This is a genomic window from Photorhabdus hainanensis (assembly GCF_018448965.1).
GTDB classification, from domain to species: Bacteria; Pseudomonadota; Gammaproteobacteria; order Enterobacterales; family Enterobacteriaceae; genus Photorhabdus; species Photorhabdus akhurstii.
This window is the reverse complement of the sequence record NZ_RCWD01000001.1, coordinates 69914-86948: the sequence shown is the minus strand read 5'-3', so window position 1 is coordinate 86948 and position 17035 is coordinate 69914. Positions and strand designations below refer to the sequence as shown.

General features: G+C 40.9%; 14 protein-coding genes. 6 read left to right on the top strand and 8 right to left on the bottom strand.

Annotated elements, in window-relative coordinates; translation table 11 throughout:
- Window positions 1-254 precede the first annotated feature (254 nt).
- Window positions 255-668: a CoA-binding protein gene (locus EAE92_RS00330; RefSeq protein WP_214066636.1), complete on the bottom strand. Its 414-nt coding sequence runs from the start codon at window positions 666-668 to the stop codon at window positions 255-257.
- 121 nt (window positions 669-789) lie between these two features.
- Here EAE92_RS00330 and mgsA point away from each other — a divergent pair, with 121 nt between their 5' ends.
- The gene (gene mgsA / locus EAE92_RS00325; protein WP_214066635.1) at window positions 790-1248 is read left to right on the top strand and encodes a methylglyoxal synthase; all 459 of its coding nucleotides are present in this window, start codon (window positions 790-792) and stop codon (window positions 1246-1248) included.
- Between the two features lie 123 nt (window positions 1249-1371).
- On the opposite strand, the gene helD is transcribed toward mgsA, so the two are convergent.
- Window positions 1372-3426 carry a DNA helicase IV gene (helD, locus tag EAE92_RS00320; RefSeq protein WP_214066634.1) on the bottom strand — a complete coding sequence of 685 codons (2055 nt, stop codon included), beginning with the start codon at window positions 3424-3426 and terminating at the stop codon, window positions 1372-1374.
- A gap of 118 nt (window positions 3427-3544) precedes the next feature.
- Between helD and yccS the strand changes: the two genes are divergently transcribed.
- A complete protein-coding gene (gene yccS / locus EAE92_RS00315; protein WP_214066633.1) occupies window positions 3545-5671 on the top strand; it encodes a YccS family putative transporter in 2127 nt (708 codons plus the stop codon).
- A 74-nt stretch (window positions 5672-5745) separates the two neighbouring features.
- Here the strand turns inward: yccS and EAE92_RS00310 are convergent, their stop codons facing one another.
- The gene (locus tag EAE92_RS00310) at window positions 5746-6348 is read right to left on the bottom strand and encodes a TfoX/Sxy family DNA transformation protein (RefSeq protein ID WP_036778848.1); all 603 of its coding nucleotides are present in this window, start codon (window positions 6346-6348) and stop codon (window positions 5746-5748) included.
- 247 nt (window positions 6349-6595) lie between these two features.
- Here EAE92_RS00310 and sulA point away from each other — a divergent pair, with 247 nt between their 5' ends.
- Window positions 6596-7159, top strand: a complete 564-nt coding sequence (sulA, locus tag EAE92_RS00305) for an SOS-induced cell division inhibitor SulA (RefSeq protein ID WP_214066632.1) — start codon at window positions 6596-6598, stop codon at window positions 7157-7159.
- 562 nt (window positions 7160-7721) lie between these two features.
- Window positions 7722-8822 (top strand): porin OmpA, encoded by a 1101-nt coding sequence (gene ompA, locus EAE92_RS00300; RefSeq protein WP_036778853.1) that lies wholly within the window; start codon window positions 7722-7724, stop codon window positions 8820-8822.
- Between the two features lie 127 nt (window positions 8823-8949).
- Here ompA and matP read toward each other — a convergent pair whose 3' ends face one another.
- The gene (matP, locus tag EAE92_RS00295) at window positions 8950-9405 is read right to left on the bottom strand and encodes a macrodomain Ter protein MatP (protein ID WP_036807148.1); all 456 of its coding nucleotides are present in this window, start codon (window positions 9403-9405) and stop codon (window positions 8950-8952) included.
- 206 nt (window positions 9406-9611) lie between these two features.
- Between matP and EAE92_RS00290 the strand changes: the two genes are divergently transcribed.
- Window positions 9612-11342 carry an AAA family ATPase gene (locus EAE92_RS00290; RefSeq protein ID WP_214066631.1) on the top strand — a complete coding sequence of 577 codons (1731 nt, stop codon included), beginning with the start codon at window positions 9612-9614 and terminating at the stop codon, window positions 11340-11342.
- Window positions 11343-11426: 84 nt separating this feature from the next.
- Window positions 11427-11945, top strand: coding sequence for a bifunctional 3-hydroxydecanoyl-ACP dehydratase/trans-2-decenoyl-ACP isomerase (fabA, locus tag EAE92_RS00285; RefSeq protein ID WP_046396455.1), 519 nt, complete (start codon window positions 11427-11429; stop codon window positions 11943-11945).
- 1117 nt (window positions 11946-13062) lie between these two features.
- On the opposite strand, the gene rmf is transcribed toward fabA, so the two are convergent.
- The 4 genes from rmf to pqiA all read right to left on the bottom strand — a co-directional run bounded on the left by rmf (window position 13063) and on the right by pqiA (window position 16960).
- On the bottom strand, window positions 13063-13230 hold the full coding sequence (gene rmf, locus EAE92_RS00280; protein ID WP_071647033.1) for a ribosome modulation factor: 168 nt from the start codon (window positions 13228-13230) through the stop codon (window positions 13063-13065).
- A gap of 243 nt (window positions 13231-13473) precedes the next feature.
- Window positions 13474-14046, bottom strand: coding sequence for a membrane integrity-associated transporter subunit PqiC (pqiC, locus tag EAE92_RS00275; RefSeq protein WP_214066630.1), 573 nt, complete (start codon window positions 14044-14046; stop codon window positions 13474-13476).
- The gene (gene pqiB / locus EAE92_RS00270; RefSeq protein WP_214066629.1) at window positions 14043-15692 is read right to left on the bottom strand and encodes an intermembrane transport protein PqiB; all 1650 of its coding nucleotides are present in this window, start codon (window positions 15690-15692) and stop codon (window positions 14043-14045) included. The genes pqiC and pqiB overlap by 4 nt, the downstream gene beginning before the upstream one ends.
- A 20-nt stretch (window positions 15693-15712) precedes the next feature.
- Window positions 15713-16960: a membrane integrity-associated transporter subunit PqiA gene (gene pqiA / locus EAE92_RS00265; RefSeq protein ID WP_214066628.1), complete on the bottom strand. Its 1248-nt coding sequence runs from the start codon at window positions 16958-16960 to the stop codon at window positions 15713-15715.
- Between the last annotated feature and the right edge of the window lie 75 nt (window positions 16961-17035).

Below are 17035 nucleotides of genomic sequence, written 5' to 3'. Positions count from 1 at the left end.
AATAAAAGTGTAGATTCTGGCAAAACTTAGCAACCATAAAAACAACTAAAATTGCCTTAAGATATTGTAATAACTGTAAAAATAGACTTTATAAGATGTCTAGAACAGTAAACTCAATATTCAACTTAAACATTATTTGAACACTTGGAACCCGGGCACCGCCTCTCATCCAACGCTTTAGTTTGTATTAGATATTGGCGCCAGGCTCCCTTCATCCGCCGATTGGAAACCAAATAATTACAAACTGATAAAGATTATTTTTCGAGTCCCAATCTTGGAATTTCAATTTTTGGGCAGCGATCCATAACAACTTCCAGACCAGCTTCTTCTGCCAACACTTTTGCTTGTTCGTTAATAACACCAAGTTGCAACCAGAGCACTTTTGCTTTGATATCTATAGCTTCTTGCGCAATGTCATATGCAGCTTCCGCATTACGAAATACATCAACTATATCAACAGGTTGTGGAATATCTTCCAGTTGTGCATACACTCGTTGCCCAAGCAATGTTTGTCCGGCAAGCTTCGGGCTGACAGGGATCACCTGATAGCCTTGTTCCAGTAAATAAGCCATAACTTTATAACTTGGACGCGTAGTTTTTTCACTTGCTCCTACCAGAGCAATAACTTTTACTCGTTTTAGTATGTCTGCAATTTGCTGGTCACTCATTTACTCTTCCTCAAAATTCGGTGTTTTACTTTGTTTATTTATTACAATGTATATGATAAACATTGTTATCAATTGGACTAACTACGTTCGAAAACACAATAACGATTACTAAAGGCATCTCATGGAATTGACAACTCGCACAATGGCAATCACTAAAAATATAGCGCTTATTGCACATGACCACTGTAAAATTTCGCTATTAACCTGGTCCAAAAAACATAAGAATTTACTCAAGAAACACCATTTATACGCTACCGGCACAACCGGTAATCTGATTCAGAACGAAACCGGATTACCCGTTACCAATATGCTTAGTGGCCCAATGGGTGGAGATCAACAAATTGGTTCTCTAATCTCAGAAGGGAAAATTGATGTGTTGATATTTTTCTGGGACCCGCTTAATTCCGTACCTCATGATCCTGATGTAAAAGCACTGCTACGCCTTGCTACAGTATGGAATATCCCCGTAGCAACCAATCTGGCGTCTGCGGATTTTATTGTTAGTTCTTCTCTGTTTTCTGAATCAGTAAGTATTCAAGTGCCTGATTATCAAAATTATTTAAATGAACGTCTGAAATAAGTCTTTGCAACATATACCTACAACTACACGTTTTCTCCAAGTCAGATACTAGGAAAAAACAAGAGTGAGATTTCCAGCAAAGGTATCCCATGATAGCCCCGAATATTTCAGCCAGGCAAAACCTCAAGGTTTACGTTGAACAGGCACATTTAGTCGCTCTAATTGATACACAAACACCGATGGATTCTTCTTATCCTGCATCAACCACACCTGCTTCTTCGCCCGTGTTAATGCAACATACAAAAGGCGACGCTCTTCCGCATCCGGAAAATCTTCCGGCGGCGGCAATAAAACCCGCTCCATCACAGATTCCCTTGCCGGTGCAGGAAAACCATCTTGCCCCTGATGCAAGCCAAGAATAATGACATAATCCGCTTGTCGTCCTTTGGAAGCATGAATAGTCATAAACTCTATTTTCAATTTAGGCCAGCGAGTTGCTGCTTTTTTCAGTAATTCAGGTTTCAAATAGTGATAACGTGCTAGTAATAAAATCGTTTCCTGCTCAGTGACATAGCCACTCATTTTATTCAATAAAGATTCAAGCTGATCTTCTGGCAGAATGACAATTGATTTTTTATTACCCTTAATCAAACTATTTAGTGGCTTACTTAATTGATTTGGGTTTTGTTGCACAAACTCGTTTGCAACCTCACCAATCCTATCATTAAACCGATAAGAGATATCCAATACACATTCAGCATCTTTACCAAAATAATCAGCAAATACGGTAGTCAACATCGGTTCCGCACCACTGAAACGATATATTGCTTGCCAATCATCCCCTACGGCAAACAGGCAGCTTTGGCTGTTTTGCGCTCGCAATGCAGTGAGCAATTTGGCCCCCAATGGTGAAATATCCTGAAACTCATCCACCAGAATATGCTTCCACTGGCTGATAAACCGCCCTTTATCCAGAATATTCACTGCCTGATGGATTAACCCTGGGTAATCAACAGCACCTTCTGTTTTTAATTCAGATTTCCACGCTTTTAATAAAGGCCCCATCAAGCGAATACATTTTTGAAACCGATCCAGATACTCTTCCTGAGCTTGTTCTATCATCGCCTTCTGACTACCACCATGTATACGCATCAAACCCAACCAACGCTCAAGCCGGTCCGATAAACGGTTAACAAGCTGTTCATCGTGCCAAAATTCACCTTCCGGCACTTCCCATTTCAACTCTTCCGTCAGACATTCTCGCCAACCTTTGGCTTGCGCTTTCTTTTCACTGCATTGTTGTTGCCAGTGTTTAATCAAAAAATCTCTTCTTTTTTGCTCATCAGTTTCCAGCTCGCTGATTTTGGGTACTTTATTACTTCCTTGCTGAATGATATGCAACGCCAGATCATGAAACGTTTTTACTTTAATATCATTCACACCAAGACGGATATGAATCCGTTCATTCATCTCACTTACAGCCTGATTATCAAACGCTAACAATAATATCTGTTCGGGAATCACCTGTTGGCGAAGTAATAACCAACCCGCTCTCGCAACTAACACCGATGTTTTTCCACTCCCTGCGCCAGCAAGAACCAGAATTGAATTTTCACCGTTAACAACAGACAAACTCTGAGAAAGATTTAACGGAGATGTTTCTACCCGCTGAAAAAAGTCACGATGTTGCTCCAACATACGTTCTGTCCATTGCAGATTCATCTTTTCAACAAGCTTCTCGCCATTCTCAAGCCAGCTCAAACATGTTTGATACCCTTCCCTGCAATTATCAAATTGTTCCAGACGTTGTAACGGCAATGGTAAAGCCTGAAACTCTGCCTGAATCCGCTGTTGCAACTGGAATAAATCCGTTTTTTTAAACCAGCGATTCTGTTGGTCAATTCTGTTGATTTCACTAACCTGAGTTGCCAGCACATTAGCGCTAATATCACTCATTTCCTGGCTCCATTTCTGCCATTCACCAAGCAGATAATGGTAAAAACGCTGAGTTTGCTGCCATTCAGTGCCATGAAGGCGAACCGCTTGTCTATCGGGCAATTCAAACTCTAATTCACCCCAGACAATACCTCGTTTACACTGAATATTAATTAGCTGGTTAAATGGGATAAGGTATTGATGCTTTTCACCACTGACTTCAATACCCGCATTCAGCAAACGCACCCGATTATAAGGATGCCGAGCAAGACGTTGACCAATTTGTGTTGCTTTTAGTTCCATTATCGAGCGCCATACCTAAAAAATAGTTGAATTATGTCTTATAAGAGTTTTTTATCACTAATAAACCTTTTATCATAATAGTTATTTATGACCGTTATTATTACCTCAGGGGTATTTTGTGCTAACTGTTTTCTCCGGTCCGCGCCGTTTTCTTTATAACAGTCATCTTCTCTATTATAACCGTATTCTAATAGCCTTGGCTGGAACAACACTAGTGCCTTGGTTTCTGGATAAAGATCCTAAAATAACTATCTCATTGACCTTGGGCGTTGTTGCCGCCGCACTCGCTGATCTTGATGATCGTCTGACTGGTCGTTTACGTAATCTGGTGATCACACTGATTTCTTTCTTTATCGCTTCAGTCTCTATTGAATTACTGTTTCCCTATCCTTGGCTTTTTACCATTGGGCTGGCGTTATCCACTTGTAGTTTTATCTTACTGGGAGCCATCGGGCAGCGTTATGCCACTATTGCATTTGGTGCGTTGCTGATCGCAATTTATACCATGCTTGGTTCATCTATTTTTCCATTATGGTATCAGCAGCCCCTATTATTGCTGACAGGTGCAATCTGGTATAACCTGCTAACCCTAACTGGTCATTTACTGTTCCCTATCCGTCCGTTACAAGACAATCTGGCGCGTTGTTACCAACAACTTGCAGTTTACCTTGATGCTAAAGCTAACCTGTTTGATCCCGATATAATAGAAGAAGGATATCAGCAATCCGTCGTTAATGTCGCAATGGCAAACAGTGTCTTAGTTAACACGCTAAATCAAGCCAAAACCTCTCTACTGACCCGTCTGAAAGGCGATAGCGGCCAACGTGGAACCCACCACACTCTGCATTATTACTTTGTTGCACAAGACATTCACGAACGAGTAAGTTCCTCCCATGTGCAATATCAGAGCTTACTGCATACTTTTCGTTACAGCGATATTCTGTTTCGCTTTCAACGTTTTCTCTCTATGCAAGCCCGTGTATGTGAACAAATTGCTCAATCGATACTTTGGCACAAACCACACCAACACAATCCGCGTATCGAACGTGCGTTTAACTATTTGGAAAGTTCCCTACAACAACTCAATAAACAACAGAAACACAACCGCAAGATTACCGCCTTATATAATTTGCTGAAAAATCTGCGCGCGATTGACGCGCAATTAGCAAGCATGAGTTCTGGACGATACAATTTTTCTAGAGACAGAAAAGATGAAACTCAACTATCTGACGAAACGTTGACTGGCTGGCGTGATATCTGTTTAAGGCTCAACCGTCACCTAACCCCACAATCAGCCCTGTTCCGCCATGCAATCCGCATGTCTGTTCTGCTATGTAGCGGCTACACTATGATCCAGTTGTTGGATTTACAACATGGGTATTGGATTTTACTAACCAGTCTGTTTGTTTGCCAACCCAACTACAGCGCCACTCGCCGCCGTTTGACACTAAGAATAATAGGCACCGTCGCCGGCGTATTGATAGGCTTGCCAATCCTTTACTTTGTGCCATCTATTGAGGGGCAACTGGTGCTAATTGTTATTTCCGGTGTATTGTTCTTCGCCTTCCGTAATACCCAGTATGCACATGCAACCCTATTTATCACGTTATTGGTATTACTATGCTTCAATTTGTTAGGTGAAGGCTTTGAAGTCGCACTACCAAGAATTATTGACACATTAATTGGTTGTGGTAACGCCTGGTTAGCCGTAAATTTCATCTGGCCCGATTGGAAATTCCGCCAGTTATCACAAGTGATAAATCGGACGATGAACACCAATTGTCGCTATCTTGATGCTATTTTGGCTCAATATTATCAGGGAAAAGATAATGGATTGAACTATCGAATCGCCCGCCGTGATGCCCATAATAGCGACGCAGAACTGGTATCCGTTATTTCAAACATGTCTGCCGAGCCGAAAAGTGACCAGACTTCTCAAGAAAAAGCATTCCGGCTATTGTGCCTAAATCACACCATGCTAAGTTACATCTCCGCGCTGGGAGCACACCGAGATAAATTGGATGATAAAGTTATTCTGGACATTCTTAATGATACTGTTTGTTATGTCAATACAGCATTAAAACCGGCATTAATAGATGATGATAGAATTAAGCAAATACCCGTCAATATAGTGAAAAGAATTGAGCAAGCTCCGGCTGAAAGAAATAGTAAAGAGCAACTGGTATTGCAACAAACTGGTTTATTAATAGGATTGTTACCTGAAATTGTTAATATCATTAAATAAATTAATCAATTATAACCAGATTGATATACTGGGGCAGTTGACTGCCCCTTTCATTAGCTATTCTCGATAAAGATCTAACAAGCCAGTTCCTTGTGCCAGCGTAATAAATCATTACGGATCTGTACCGGTAAAACGGCTGAATGACACCCTTCAATTGCACCAGCCAAAGCAAGCAATAAATTAATATTAGATTTTCTTTTATATTGATGCAATTTTAAATAACTGGCTTTCGCACCTAACAATCGTAAATCTTCAACTTTACATATTCCAACTTTCCATAACTGGCGTTCCAAAGACATTCCAAGATTAGGCAAATCCTTCAAGCGCTCCGGCATTTTCTTTTTACCCGCCATTTCAATAAATGAGTAGTGATAAGCCAAATACGCATATTGAGATAACAACTCTTGATCTTGCCAAAGTGATTCAACCACCTGGTAATAACGCAAAGTTACAGGCACTCCCTTTTTCGAGTAAATATAGTTTTTCATTCCTCTGGCTTTAAATAATACTTCAGCATGTCCATTTCCTCGTAAATATAATTCTCCATCAGCAATAATAGCGAACATAATCCCATCAGATAACAGGCTGTAACCGCCAAACTGTGGCTTCCTTGTCAATGTTCCAAACGACGAAAAACCATTTTTAAGTTGAGTAAAACGCACCTCAGACAAAAACATACAGATCACTCCATGAGTTTTGTACAAATAAATCTCTTATCCATAGATTTGTCCCAGTTATTAGTAAAATAAATAACAGGAACAAGCAATTAAAAACATACGCAATTCAATTTTCTCTGCCAATGGTTAAATGAGTTTACAACCATTTACAGTCAATATTTGCGAAGCTCTTTGAAAAAATAGACTTGATCTTAGCCTGACATGAAGATACTGTATATTAATACAGTTAATCGTGGCGAGGTTCATTATGGGCATTCAATCATCCTGGGTTTACCCTTCTAAACATCAGTCAACCAAAAAGCGGCTATCACTCTCTTCGCCTGCACAAGATAATTCAGCCAAAAGAGAGGGGGTAGTGAAAGAGGGTAAAGAAGGTATAGTGAGTGAATTGATTTATAGTGATAACCAATATAGCGATAACCAAGCTATCATTAATCGTATATTACTACCTTTGTTGCGCCAATCAGGAAATGAGGCTCGCTGGTTGCTATGGGTTAGTCCACATAAGAAACTAAGCCGCCAGTGGTTAATTAACTCTGGATTACCTTTAGATAAGATTGTCCAATTAAATCGCATCAGCTCCATTACAACGGTAGAAGCAATGGAAAGAGCATTAGCGAGTGGTAATTACAGCGTGGTACTTGGCTGGTTACCAAAGTTATCAGAAAAAGATACCGTAAAATTACAGGCTGCGGCACAAAAAGGTAATGCACTAGGCTTTATTATGCGCCCACAAGATGTAAATAAAGAAACCAACTGTGCTGAATCGCGAGCAGATTTACTAAAAATCCATTCCATTTACTATCATTGACCAAAACTAGGAATTATCGCAATATTTATAACACAAAATAACCAATCCAGACCGAAAATCACTAATCACAATTAAAATCAATTAATTAAGGCAAGATTAGTTGTAAAGAATAGTAAATTTTTTAAAAAAATTATACATTACCTTTTAAATTTTTTACTCTATTAATCAAGGGGCACTTGTAACTTTTTAACTTCGTTGTAGACTTTACACCATTAAAGGTTACTGCACTTAGTACCCTTGTATTGTTTAGTCTATCGGTTTTATGAAAAAGTGCAGCATTCCTCTAACTGAGTTTTTAATCAATATGGCTCGACAGCCTATCTTAGTAGATATTAAAAGATGCTAAAATTAGTGCAAGCCATTCTTATGGATGAATAGTGAACATAGAAACGCGCAAAATTCAAAGTGTACACACAATAATGGTACCGGAGAATTTGAGCACAATTCAGTGCTCGCTTTTATTACAAAGAATGGCAAATGAAAGCCTAATGGGATAGGCAGTAAGCAAAAAGGCTTCCAAAGCCAATTGCCTATTGGGTGATGATAATAACGAGGCGTTAAAATGAAAAAGACAGCTATCGCGATAGCAGTGGCAGTGGCCGCTTTCACAACTGCGACGCAAGCAGCTCCAAAAGACAACACTTGGTATACCGGTGGTAAGTTGGGTTGGTCCCAATACCATGACGTAAACTTCTACGGCAACGGTTATACCAGTGCAATCGGTAATGGCCCTACTCATAAAAACCAATTGGGTGCGGGTGCTTTCTTAGGTTATCAAGCCAATCCATACCTGGGTTTTGAAATAGGTTATGACTGGTTAGGACGTATGTCTTACAAAGGCAGCGTCAATAATGGCGCCTTCAAAGCCCACGGTTTCCAATTGGCAACCAAACTGAGCTATCCAATTATGGATGACTTGGATATCTATACTCGCTTAGGCGGTATGGTTTGGCGGGCAGATTCCAAAGCAAATTACGGCGCAACCAATACTCATCTGAAAAATCATGACACCGGTGTTTCTCCATTGGCGGCTATTGGCGTTGAGTATGCGATAACTAAAGACTGGGCTACTCGTCTGGACTACCAGTGGGTTAACAATATCGGTGACGCAGGCTCAGTAGGCGCACGTCCTGATAACGGTCTGTTAAGCGTTGGTGTTTCTTACCGTTTCGGCCAAGATGAAGCAGCAGCCCCAGTTGTCGCTCCAGCTCCGGTTGTTGCTCCAACTCCAGCTCCAGCACCCGTTGTTGAAAATAAGCGTTTTACCCTGCGTTCTGACGTGCTGTTCGAATTTGCAAGTTCTGAGCTGAAAACCGAAGGTAAACATACTTTGGATCAACTCTATACTGAGCTAGCAAACATCGACCCAAATCAAGGCAAGGTACTGGTTTTAGGCTACACCGACCGTATCGGTAAGGACGTGTACAATCAGAAACTGTCTCAAAAACGTGCTCAAAGCGTAGTTGACTATCTGGTATCTAAAGGTATCCCTACCGGCAGCATCAGCGCAGAAGGCCACGGTAAAGCAAATCCAGTCACCGGTTCTACCTGTGATAAGGTTCGTAAACCTAACCTAATCAACTGCCTGGCGCCAGATCGTCGCGTAGAGATCGAAATTCAGGGCATTAAAGAAGTTGTTACTCAAGCAAAATCCGCTCAATAATAGCCTTTCTTGGTTATAATTAATCATCAAAAGCGCAGAAAACCTCATTGCCAAATGGGGTTTTCTTTTACTTACGGTGAATCTACTTTAAGGAGCTTATTGCGATATCAATCTATAACAACTGAAATTACTCTTTCTTACCCAGAATAGCTTCCAAGTCGTGTTTCAAGCTAGACATCTGATTGGCATATTTTTCTTTCCGTTCAGCATCTTCAATTAACTGGATGATAGTTTCTGACAGTGTATTACCCCGTCGCTGAGAAAGCGCAGATAAGCGATTCCACACGGGAAAATCTAAATCGATGGATTTCTTACGAGTATGCTGATGTTCCGCATTAAAATGCCGTTTACGCCGAGCGCGGATAGTTTGTTTCATTCGGTTGGATAAATCAGGATTCATATGTTGCTCAATCCATTTCAGCACCCTTACCGGCTCACTCTCAAGTTCAATGAGTTTATCAACTGCTGCATGAGCTGCACTGTTCTCAATATATTTAGTAATTAGCTCGCCTTCTTGATGTTTTTTCATCAGATAAGCCCATTTCCAGCCACATTCCAAATTTTCCAGTTGTTGATATTTCATCTTACTTTCTCAGTGACAGCGTAACTAAAAATAAGCATAACAACTATTTTAGTAAATTGCTTATAGCCAAACTGATTAATCTCTGCTTTTTGATCAAATTATGTTTTACATAAAGTGTCTACGATAGCAAACATTCAAGCATGTTGGTTTATATCTTAATCTTGTATAATCGGCACTTTCCTACTTTACAATATATAGCGATCATTTTGACCACTAACAAACTAGACTGGCAGGCATTACTGCCGAATTGCGCGCCTTATGATGCGCTCTTTCATTCTGCTTCCCAACAGGCACCTGCCAGTATGGAAGCCGTTCAATCACGGCTACATAGTGGTTTACAGCTTTTTTGCCGGATGGATTCCCGCCAGCCTTTTATGCTATTGAAAGCTGAAGAATGTGATACTTATTTGTCAGCATTAGCTGAGTCTATCCATCCATTACTCACGAAAGAACTTCCCCAAATTGGTGGCAATTATCACATCCAGCAACAAAAAATTAGCTGGCAACCATCAACAGAAGGCCATTTCACACCTGAGTTACGCGTGGCCTATCGTGAATGGATAGAAGCAGAGCAATTATTTGGCTGCTTCCACTCTCACAACGGAGAAATTCACTTACAACCCGGTCTAATTCATCAGGTAAATGGCGGTGTACTTATTCTGCCATTACGTACCCTACTTTCTCAGCCATTAATGTGGGTTCGCCTGAAACAGATGATTATTCAGCAACGCTTTGAATGGTTGTCTCCGGATAGCAACAAATCGCTACCATTACCTATCCCCTCGATGCCATTAAAGCTACGTCTGATTCTGGTTGGAGATCGTCTAAACCTTGAAGAGTTTCAGGCAACAGAACCTGAATTAGCCAAAAGCGCTCTGTATGGTGAATTTGATCTGGATATGCCATTTCATAATGAGCAGGATTTAAGCCTGTGGTGCAATTATATCAATGGGCTTATTCAACAATGGCAATTGCCTCCGTTGAATCATAATGCCTGGCCTGAGCTTGTCCAACAAGCAACTCGTTATGTAGAAGATCAATACCACCTGCCTTTGGATATTCTTTGGCTACAGCGGCAACTCACCACCGCCGCACTCTATCAGCAAGAAAATCAGATTACAGCTCAATCTATTAAACAAGCAGAGGAGAATCGCCGCTGGCGTCACAACTATCTGCCAGAACGCGGTTTAGAGGAAATTCATCAAGGCCAGATTCTTATCCGTACCCAAGGCATGGTCATTGGCCAAATTAATGGATTATCTGTGCTGGAGTACCCCGGCCACCCTGATTCAGTAGGAGAACCATCTCGCATCACTTGCGTGGCTCATATAGGAGATGGGGAATTTATTGATGTTGAACGCAAAGTCGAGTTAGGTGGCAATATCCATGCGAAAGGCATGATGATTATGCAAGCCTTTTTGATTTCCGAGCTAAAGTTAGATCAACCGCAGCCTTTCTCCGCATCTATTGCATTTGAGCAATCTTATAGTGAAGTTGACGGCGACAGCGCTTCTCTTGCTGAATTATGCGCACTGATAAGTGCTCTTTCCCTGCAACCCATTGATCAACAACTGGCGGTCACAGGTGCAGTAGATCAATTTGGTTACGTTCAACCTATCGGTGGTATTAACGAAAAAATCGAAGGTTTCTTTGAAGTATGCCATCGCAGAGGACTAACTGGTCAACAGGGAGTTATCCTACCAGCGACGAACATCCGTCATTTATGTCTCAATCAAGCCGTTGTAAATGCGGTAAAAGAGCAAAAATTCCATTTATGGTCAGTAAAACATGTTTCTGAAGCGCTGCCTTTATTAACAGGTATCCCTTATTATGATCAACAAGAAACACACTTGTTAGCTATGATACAAGAACGTATAACACAGGCGAATAATCAGGAGCGGCCTAAATTCCCGTGGTTTCTTCGCTGGTTGGGTTAATTCAGAATGTCTGATCGGAGTTGTTCAGCGTACAAGTGTACTCTATTATTTACCTTACACTAAATATAAGGCTATCTGATAATTATGGTTGATAAACGTAAATCCTACACAAAAGAAGATCTTATCGCATCTGGGCGGAGTGAGTTATTTGGAGAAAATGGACCTCCATTACCATCTGGTAATATGCTAATGATGGATCGCATCATTGAAATGACAGAAAACGGTGGTACCTACGATAAAGGTTACATAGAAGCCGAACTGGATATTACCCCTGATTTATGGTTTTTCGACTGCCATTTTATTAATGACCCGGTAATGCCCGGCTGCCTTGGCCTTGATGCCATGTGGCAATTGGTTGGGTTCTTCCTTGGCTGGTTAGGTGGCGAAGGCAAAGGCCGTGCCCTTGGCGTTGGCGAAGTTAAGTTCACCGGTCAGGTATTACCAACGGCGAAAAAAGTCACTTACCGTATCAACTTTAAACGCGTTATTAACCGTAAATTGATTATGGGGCTGGCTGACGGTGAAGTGTTAGTAGATGGTAAAGTTATCTATACGGCAACGGATTTGAAAGTGGGCTTGTTTAAAGATACCAGCGCTTTCTAATCAGTAACATATCGAAAAGGAAGGTGACTGGCTAATTGCTTTTCACCTTTTTCGCTAAAAGCGCACCACCAAGCAAACAGCACATTATTTGAAAAAAATATTTGCTTGAAAAATACTTGGTATTGTTTTTGCTCTTCAAAGGCAATTCCAGTTATATCTTAGAATATGAGATTCAAAATCTAGCTCCAACCTACCTCGGCTAAGAATAGCACAAAACCACATCTCAATAACCTGCAATATAAGCATCTAGTTTATTGCTGGCTAATTAGCATGCAATTGACAAATTGTGCTATGATCAAATTGACCTGATATATCAAATAAGCTCAAAAAGCATATTAGTAACAGGCAAAAACATCAATAAAATTTATTATTATTAACAAACACAACCAAGGGTAATTTATATGAACATCAGAAAAATACTGCTCATAATCGTAGCATTAACTATTACACCAACTGCCACAGCAATAAATAAAATCGAAGGCACCATCGAAATGATAGAAGCATCTAACAGTAATGGAGATTGCTATGGAAAAATAGTCACTCCTACTCGCGCCCGAGGATTTCGGTGGGTATGTACTTATAGTGCCGGGTCGATACTTTTATCATTGCTTCAAACAGCCTATTCAAGTCATGAGAATGTAGCCATAGCAGTCGGGGAAGATGTGCAATATAGCCCTCTCTATAGGGTTCAAATACGTCATAAATGTTTATCAAACCCTGCTTACTGCAATTATCCCTCTCATTAGTAGATAAATTACTGAATGGCCGCAATATCAGCCATATTGGAGGTTAAATAGGATGTATGAGCTGGCGGCCATGAATTCTATTTCATCAAATTTCGCAAACGGAATCCCAAAAAGAACAATACAAAGAAATAGGAAACCAACACATTATTCACATTAATTGCTATACATACCCTATTTACTACACTCAGTGCATCAGCATATCCATCATATGATGTTCTATTAAATAGGTTAAATAAATTTACCAACAGGATTCAATCTGACAGATATCTGTAATAAGCAATCAGTCACTGTCAGATTAAATTTGGGATATATACACGTCGATTAAGAAATGGTGGTTTTTTCTCACCTAACCTATACATCAGTTTGGCAGACTAAGCCATCATCGCCCTGTCTTCCATAGCCTGGCGCCATCCTCCTAACCAATGAGAACGGGCATCTAATGAATAATAGGGACAATGTTCCCTTGAGCGTCCCAAAATACCTGCATGGTACCCTCTCGATAACGCACGTGCTAAACGATCTCGTTTCTGTCTCTTCATGCTCTTAATTTACCTCATAAGCTAGATCAAAAGAAAACAGTGGTCATCATTCATCCAACCACAATTTAGAAATACCCCTATAAATTTTGAAAATCAAGTCAAGAAATTCATATTAATGTAATATTTGTTATATTAGTACAGAGAAAATCAGTAAGATATTAATAATAAAGAGAAATTTTTACCCCGCTGATATACCAATTTTCTCCGAACGTAAAGGTCTTACACCCGGAGAATGGCAGAGGGTTACAATTGGGAAGTGAATTGATTGGCAATAGCTTGCGCCACTTGACTCCATCCTTTTGCCAATGTACGAACTAAATCATCATAACCATCTTCTTCTTGTTTTAGCTCTATATTAAAGGGCTGTTTAATGACACTCGCTTCACTCCCCTGACAAGTTAATGTCCAGTAACCTTGCAAAATCACCTTACCATCATAACGACCATGAAAACTGGTTACTGTTACATCCAAAGTATCTGGTTTATTAACCAATGGTTGATCAGATACTAAACGCTGTGGCAGCGCTACGGTTAATTCCGCTACCAACACTTGCTGTAACTGCTGTTCAAGTGGACTTGCCCACAAGTGATTCGCCGCACCGATATAACTAACATCACTACTTTGATATACCACACCGGAAGATGACAGATAATCGGACAACATAACCCGTTGTACCCATAATTGACGATCATGTTGCACAGTAACACTCTTTTGTGATGCTATTGTGACTACCGGCAATTGATAATAAATTTTTTCTGGCGGACTGCTACAAGCAGAAATAAAAATCACTAAAATTAATGCCACTCTTCTCATCATTTTTTAGCCTTTTTCGGTTCTGGATCTTCAATTGGATTAGCCTCAAAAACCAACGCATTGCTCTTATTATTCAGCGTTCTCAGCACAGGCCGCAGTTCACTCAACACTTGATCTAATCGCTGCATATTATCCAACATCTTGTTATAAGCCGGTGAACCAGGCTGGAAACCTTGCATACTGCGGTTAAACTCCTGCAATGTTTTCTGTATATCTTTTGGCAGATCTTTGGTTTCAGGATTTGCCAACACTTTATTCAATTCATCAAGAGTCCGCTGTGCTTTTCTGATAGCTTTCTGACTCTCTTCCAAAGTGCGAATAGCCTGATTAAACATTGGCTCAATCGGCATATTATTAATTTTGTCTAACGCTGCAATAACCTTATGTTGAATTTGAGCAAGGCCACCACTGATTGTCGGCAATAGCGGATAGCCTGCAATTTCATACGGGCCAATCCACCCTTTTTCATTCGGATAAAAATCCAAATCAATAAACAGTGCCCCCGTTAACAAATTACCTGATTTGAGAGAGGCTCGCAGACCGCGTTTGGTTATGCTATTCAGCTCTTTCTCAACATCAAACCCTTCCCCCAACTCCTTCTCAAATCGCTCCGGCTCAATGGAGATAAGTACTGGAATACGAAAATCGTTATCCAGCCGCTGTCTCATTCCCTCGGAATAGAACGGTACCTTCGCCACAGTTCCCATTCGGATACCACGGAACTCCACCGGCGCGCCCGGTTGTAATCCTCGAACAGAATCAGAGAAGAGCAACAGATAATCTTTATGTTCGGTATATAAAGAATCTTGAATGCTTCTTTGGTTATCAAAAAGTTTGTAAGTGGCTTTTTCTTTAATTGGCTCCCCCAATTCCCAACCCTTAGGTACATCAAAACTGACACCACCACCAAACAGCGTTGATAAAGAAGCCATTTCAACACGCACCCCTTGAGAAGACATATCAAGGGTAATACCACTCTCTTTCCAAAAACGGACATTGGTTGTCAGCAAACCATCATAAGGCGCATTAACAAATAGCTGATATCTCATCAGATGCGATTTCGGTTCAAATTCGTTGGTTTCAACAGAACCAACCCGATAACCACGAAACAACACCGGATCGCCCGGATTAAGCTGACCGGCTTTATCACTGATTAGGATGACACGGATACCTTTTGCATCAGGCGAGGCCAATGGAGGTGAGTCCAACAAATTAAATTTATCTTCTTCATCACCATTCGTTCCCGGCTGAAGTTCAATAAAAGCCCCGGACAGAAGAGTACCAAGGCCAGATATTCCATCACGACCAATCTGTGGTTTCACGACCCAAAAAGCACTATCACTACGTAATAGATTTTCCATGCCATCATTCAACCGGGCCTTAATAATAACTTGACTAAGATTATCACTCAGCATGACCTTCTCAACCACGCCGACATCCACACTACGGCTTTTAATTTTAGTTTTTCCGGCTTCAATGCCTTCCGCGTTAGAAGTAATCAACGTTACTTCCGGCCCTTGGTGGCTGAAATGGTAAAACAGTATCCAGGCACCAATAAGCACAGTGACAATCGGTACAATCCAGACTGGCGACCAACTTTTAATTTTATCGATTTTAGCCTGACTCTGGTCTTCGACTTTATCCGTCACCTTAACACTCCTTCATTGCCTTATAACGAATGTTTAACGTTGGTTCTATCCCAAATTAAGCGCGGATCAAATGTTATTGCCGCAAACATGGTCAGGATCACAACTGAAGCAAAAATAACTGCCCCCATTGCGGGGTAGACACTCATCAATTTCCCCATACGCACCAATGATGACAATATTGCGATAACAAATACATCAATCATTGACCAACGGCCAACAAATTCAACAACTTCATAAATAAAATGCATTCGGGCGGAATCTCGTTTACCGCGACCTTTGGCATCCCAACATAACCAACCAATTGCCAGCATTTTCAGTGATGGCACCATAATACTGGCAATAAAAATGACTAAAGCCACCGGATATGAACCTACGCTCCACAGTAGTATCACTCCAGCCATAATGGTGGAATCACTCTGATTACCTAATGATTCAGTCACCATCATCGGCATGACATTAGCAGGAATATAAAGCATTAAAGCCGTCGCTATCAGAGCCATTGTCCATTGCAGACTGTTACGACGGCGGGCATGTCCACGAGTATGACAACGTGAACAGACTAACTGGTCTGCCGGTAAAATAGCTGTACAGCACTGACATAATCGAACCCCCTGCACTAATCCCGCTTTTCCTGCCTGTAACGGTATATTCACCTTAGGTGCGGGCGCTATCTGATTCCATAACCAGTGGCGATCCAAACATTGAAATGCTCTCACCTGGAGAAGACAGAACAGGCAATATGGCAAAAAACTTAAACCTAACCCAATATCACCATAAGCCATTAATTTAACGAAGCTGACTAATACCCCTGCCAGAAAGATTTCAACCATACACCAGCTTTTCATCTGAAATAAGACCTTGGCTAACCAAGCTTTTATCTTCTGAGAAGTAACAACACCCTGGCACAAGAGAATAATCGCTACCATACAAAACGCAGGCACCAGCTGAACACAGAGCAAAAAGAATGTTCCCACACTGACGTAATTTTCATTAAACATCACCTGAGGGATTTGAGATAAGGTAATTTCACTGCCAATTCCCGCCACACTCATGCTAACAAACGGAAACAAGCAAGCCATTAACAGCATAAATAATGCACTGACTGCATAACCTGTTGGCTGATGTTTAGGTTCTTTCCACCATGTGACTAATGTCGTCTTACAACGAGGACAAACCGCCTTCGTTCCCTGAACCTCTTCTGGCAATGTCACCAGCAAATCACATTGAGGGCACAATACCATTTCATGATGATGGCTACTGGAACACAAGGTTTTTCTCCTGTAAGGAAATTGGGAATATCCACAGAATCATACTCGGAAAAATTCCGCAGTATGATTCTGCTA

Bases quoted from the DNA above. Each gene is read 5' to 3' on its own strand.
- EAE92_RS00330 (WP_214066636.1), bottom strand. From the start codon at position 668: ATGAGTGACCAGCAAATTGCAGACATACTAAAACGAGTAAAAGTTATT.
- mgsA (WP_214066635.1), top strand. From the start codon at position 790: ATGGAATTGACAACTCGCACAATGGCAATCACTAAAAATATAGCGCTT.
- helD (WP_214066634.1), bottom strand. From the start codon at position 3,426: ATGGAACTAAAAGCAACACAAATTGGTCAACGTCTTGCTCGGCATCCT.
- EAE92_RS00310 (WP_036778848.1), bottom strand. From the start codon at position 6,348: ATGTTTTTGTCTGAGGTGCGTTTTACTCAACTTAAAAATGGTTTTTCG.
- sulA (WP_214066632.1), top strand. From the start codon at position 6,596: ATGGGCATTCAATCATCCTGGGTTTACCCTTCTAAACATCAGTCAACC.
- ompA (WP_036778853.1), top strand. From the start codon at position 7,722: ATGAAAAAGACAGCTATCGCGATAGCAGTGGCAGTGGCCGCTTTCACA.
- matP (WP_036807148.1), bottom strand. From the start codon at position 9,405: ATGAAATATCAACAACTGGAAAATTTGGAATGTGGCTGGAAATGGGCT.
- fabA (WP_046396455.1), top strand. From the start codon at position 11,427: ATGGTTGATAAACGTAAATCCTACACAAAAGAAGATCTTATCGCATCT.
- rmf (WP_071647033.1), bottom strand. From the start codon at position 13,230: ATGAAGAGACAGAAACGAGATCGTTTAGCACGTGCGTTATCGAGAGGG.
- pqiC (WP_214066630.1), bottom strand. From the start codon at position 14,046: ATGATGAGAAGAGTGGCATTAATTTTAGTGATTTTTATTTCTGCTTGT.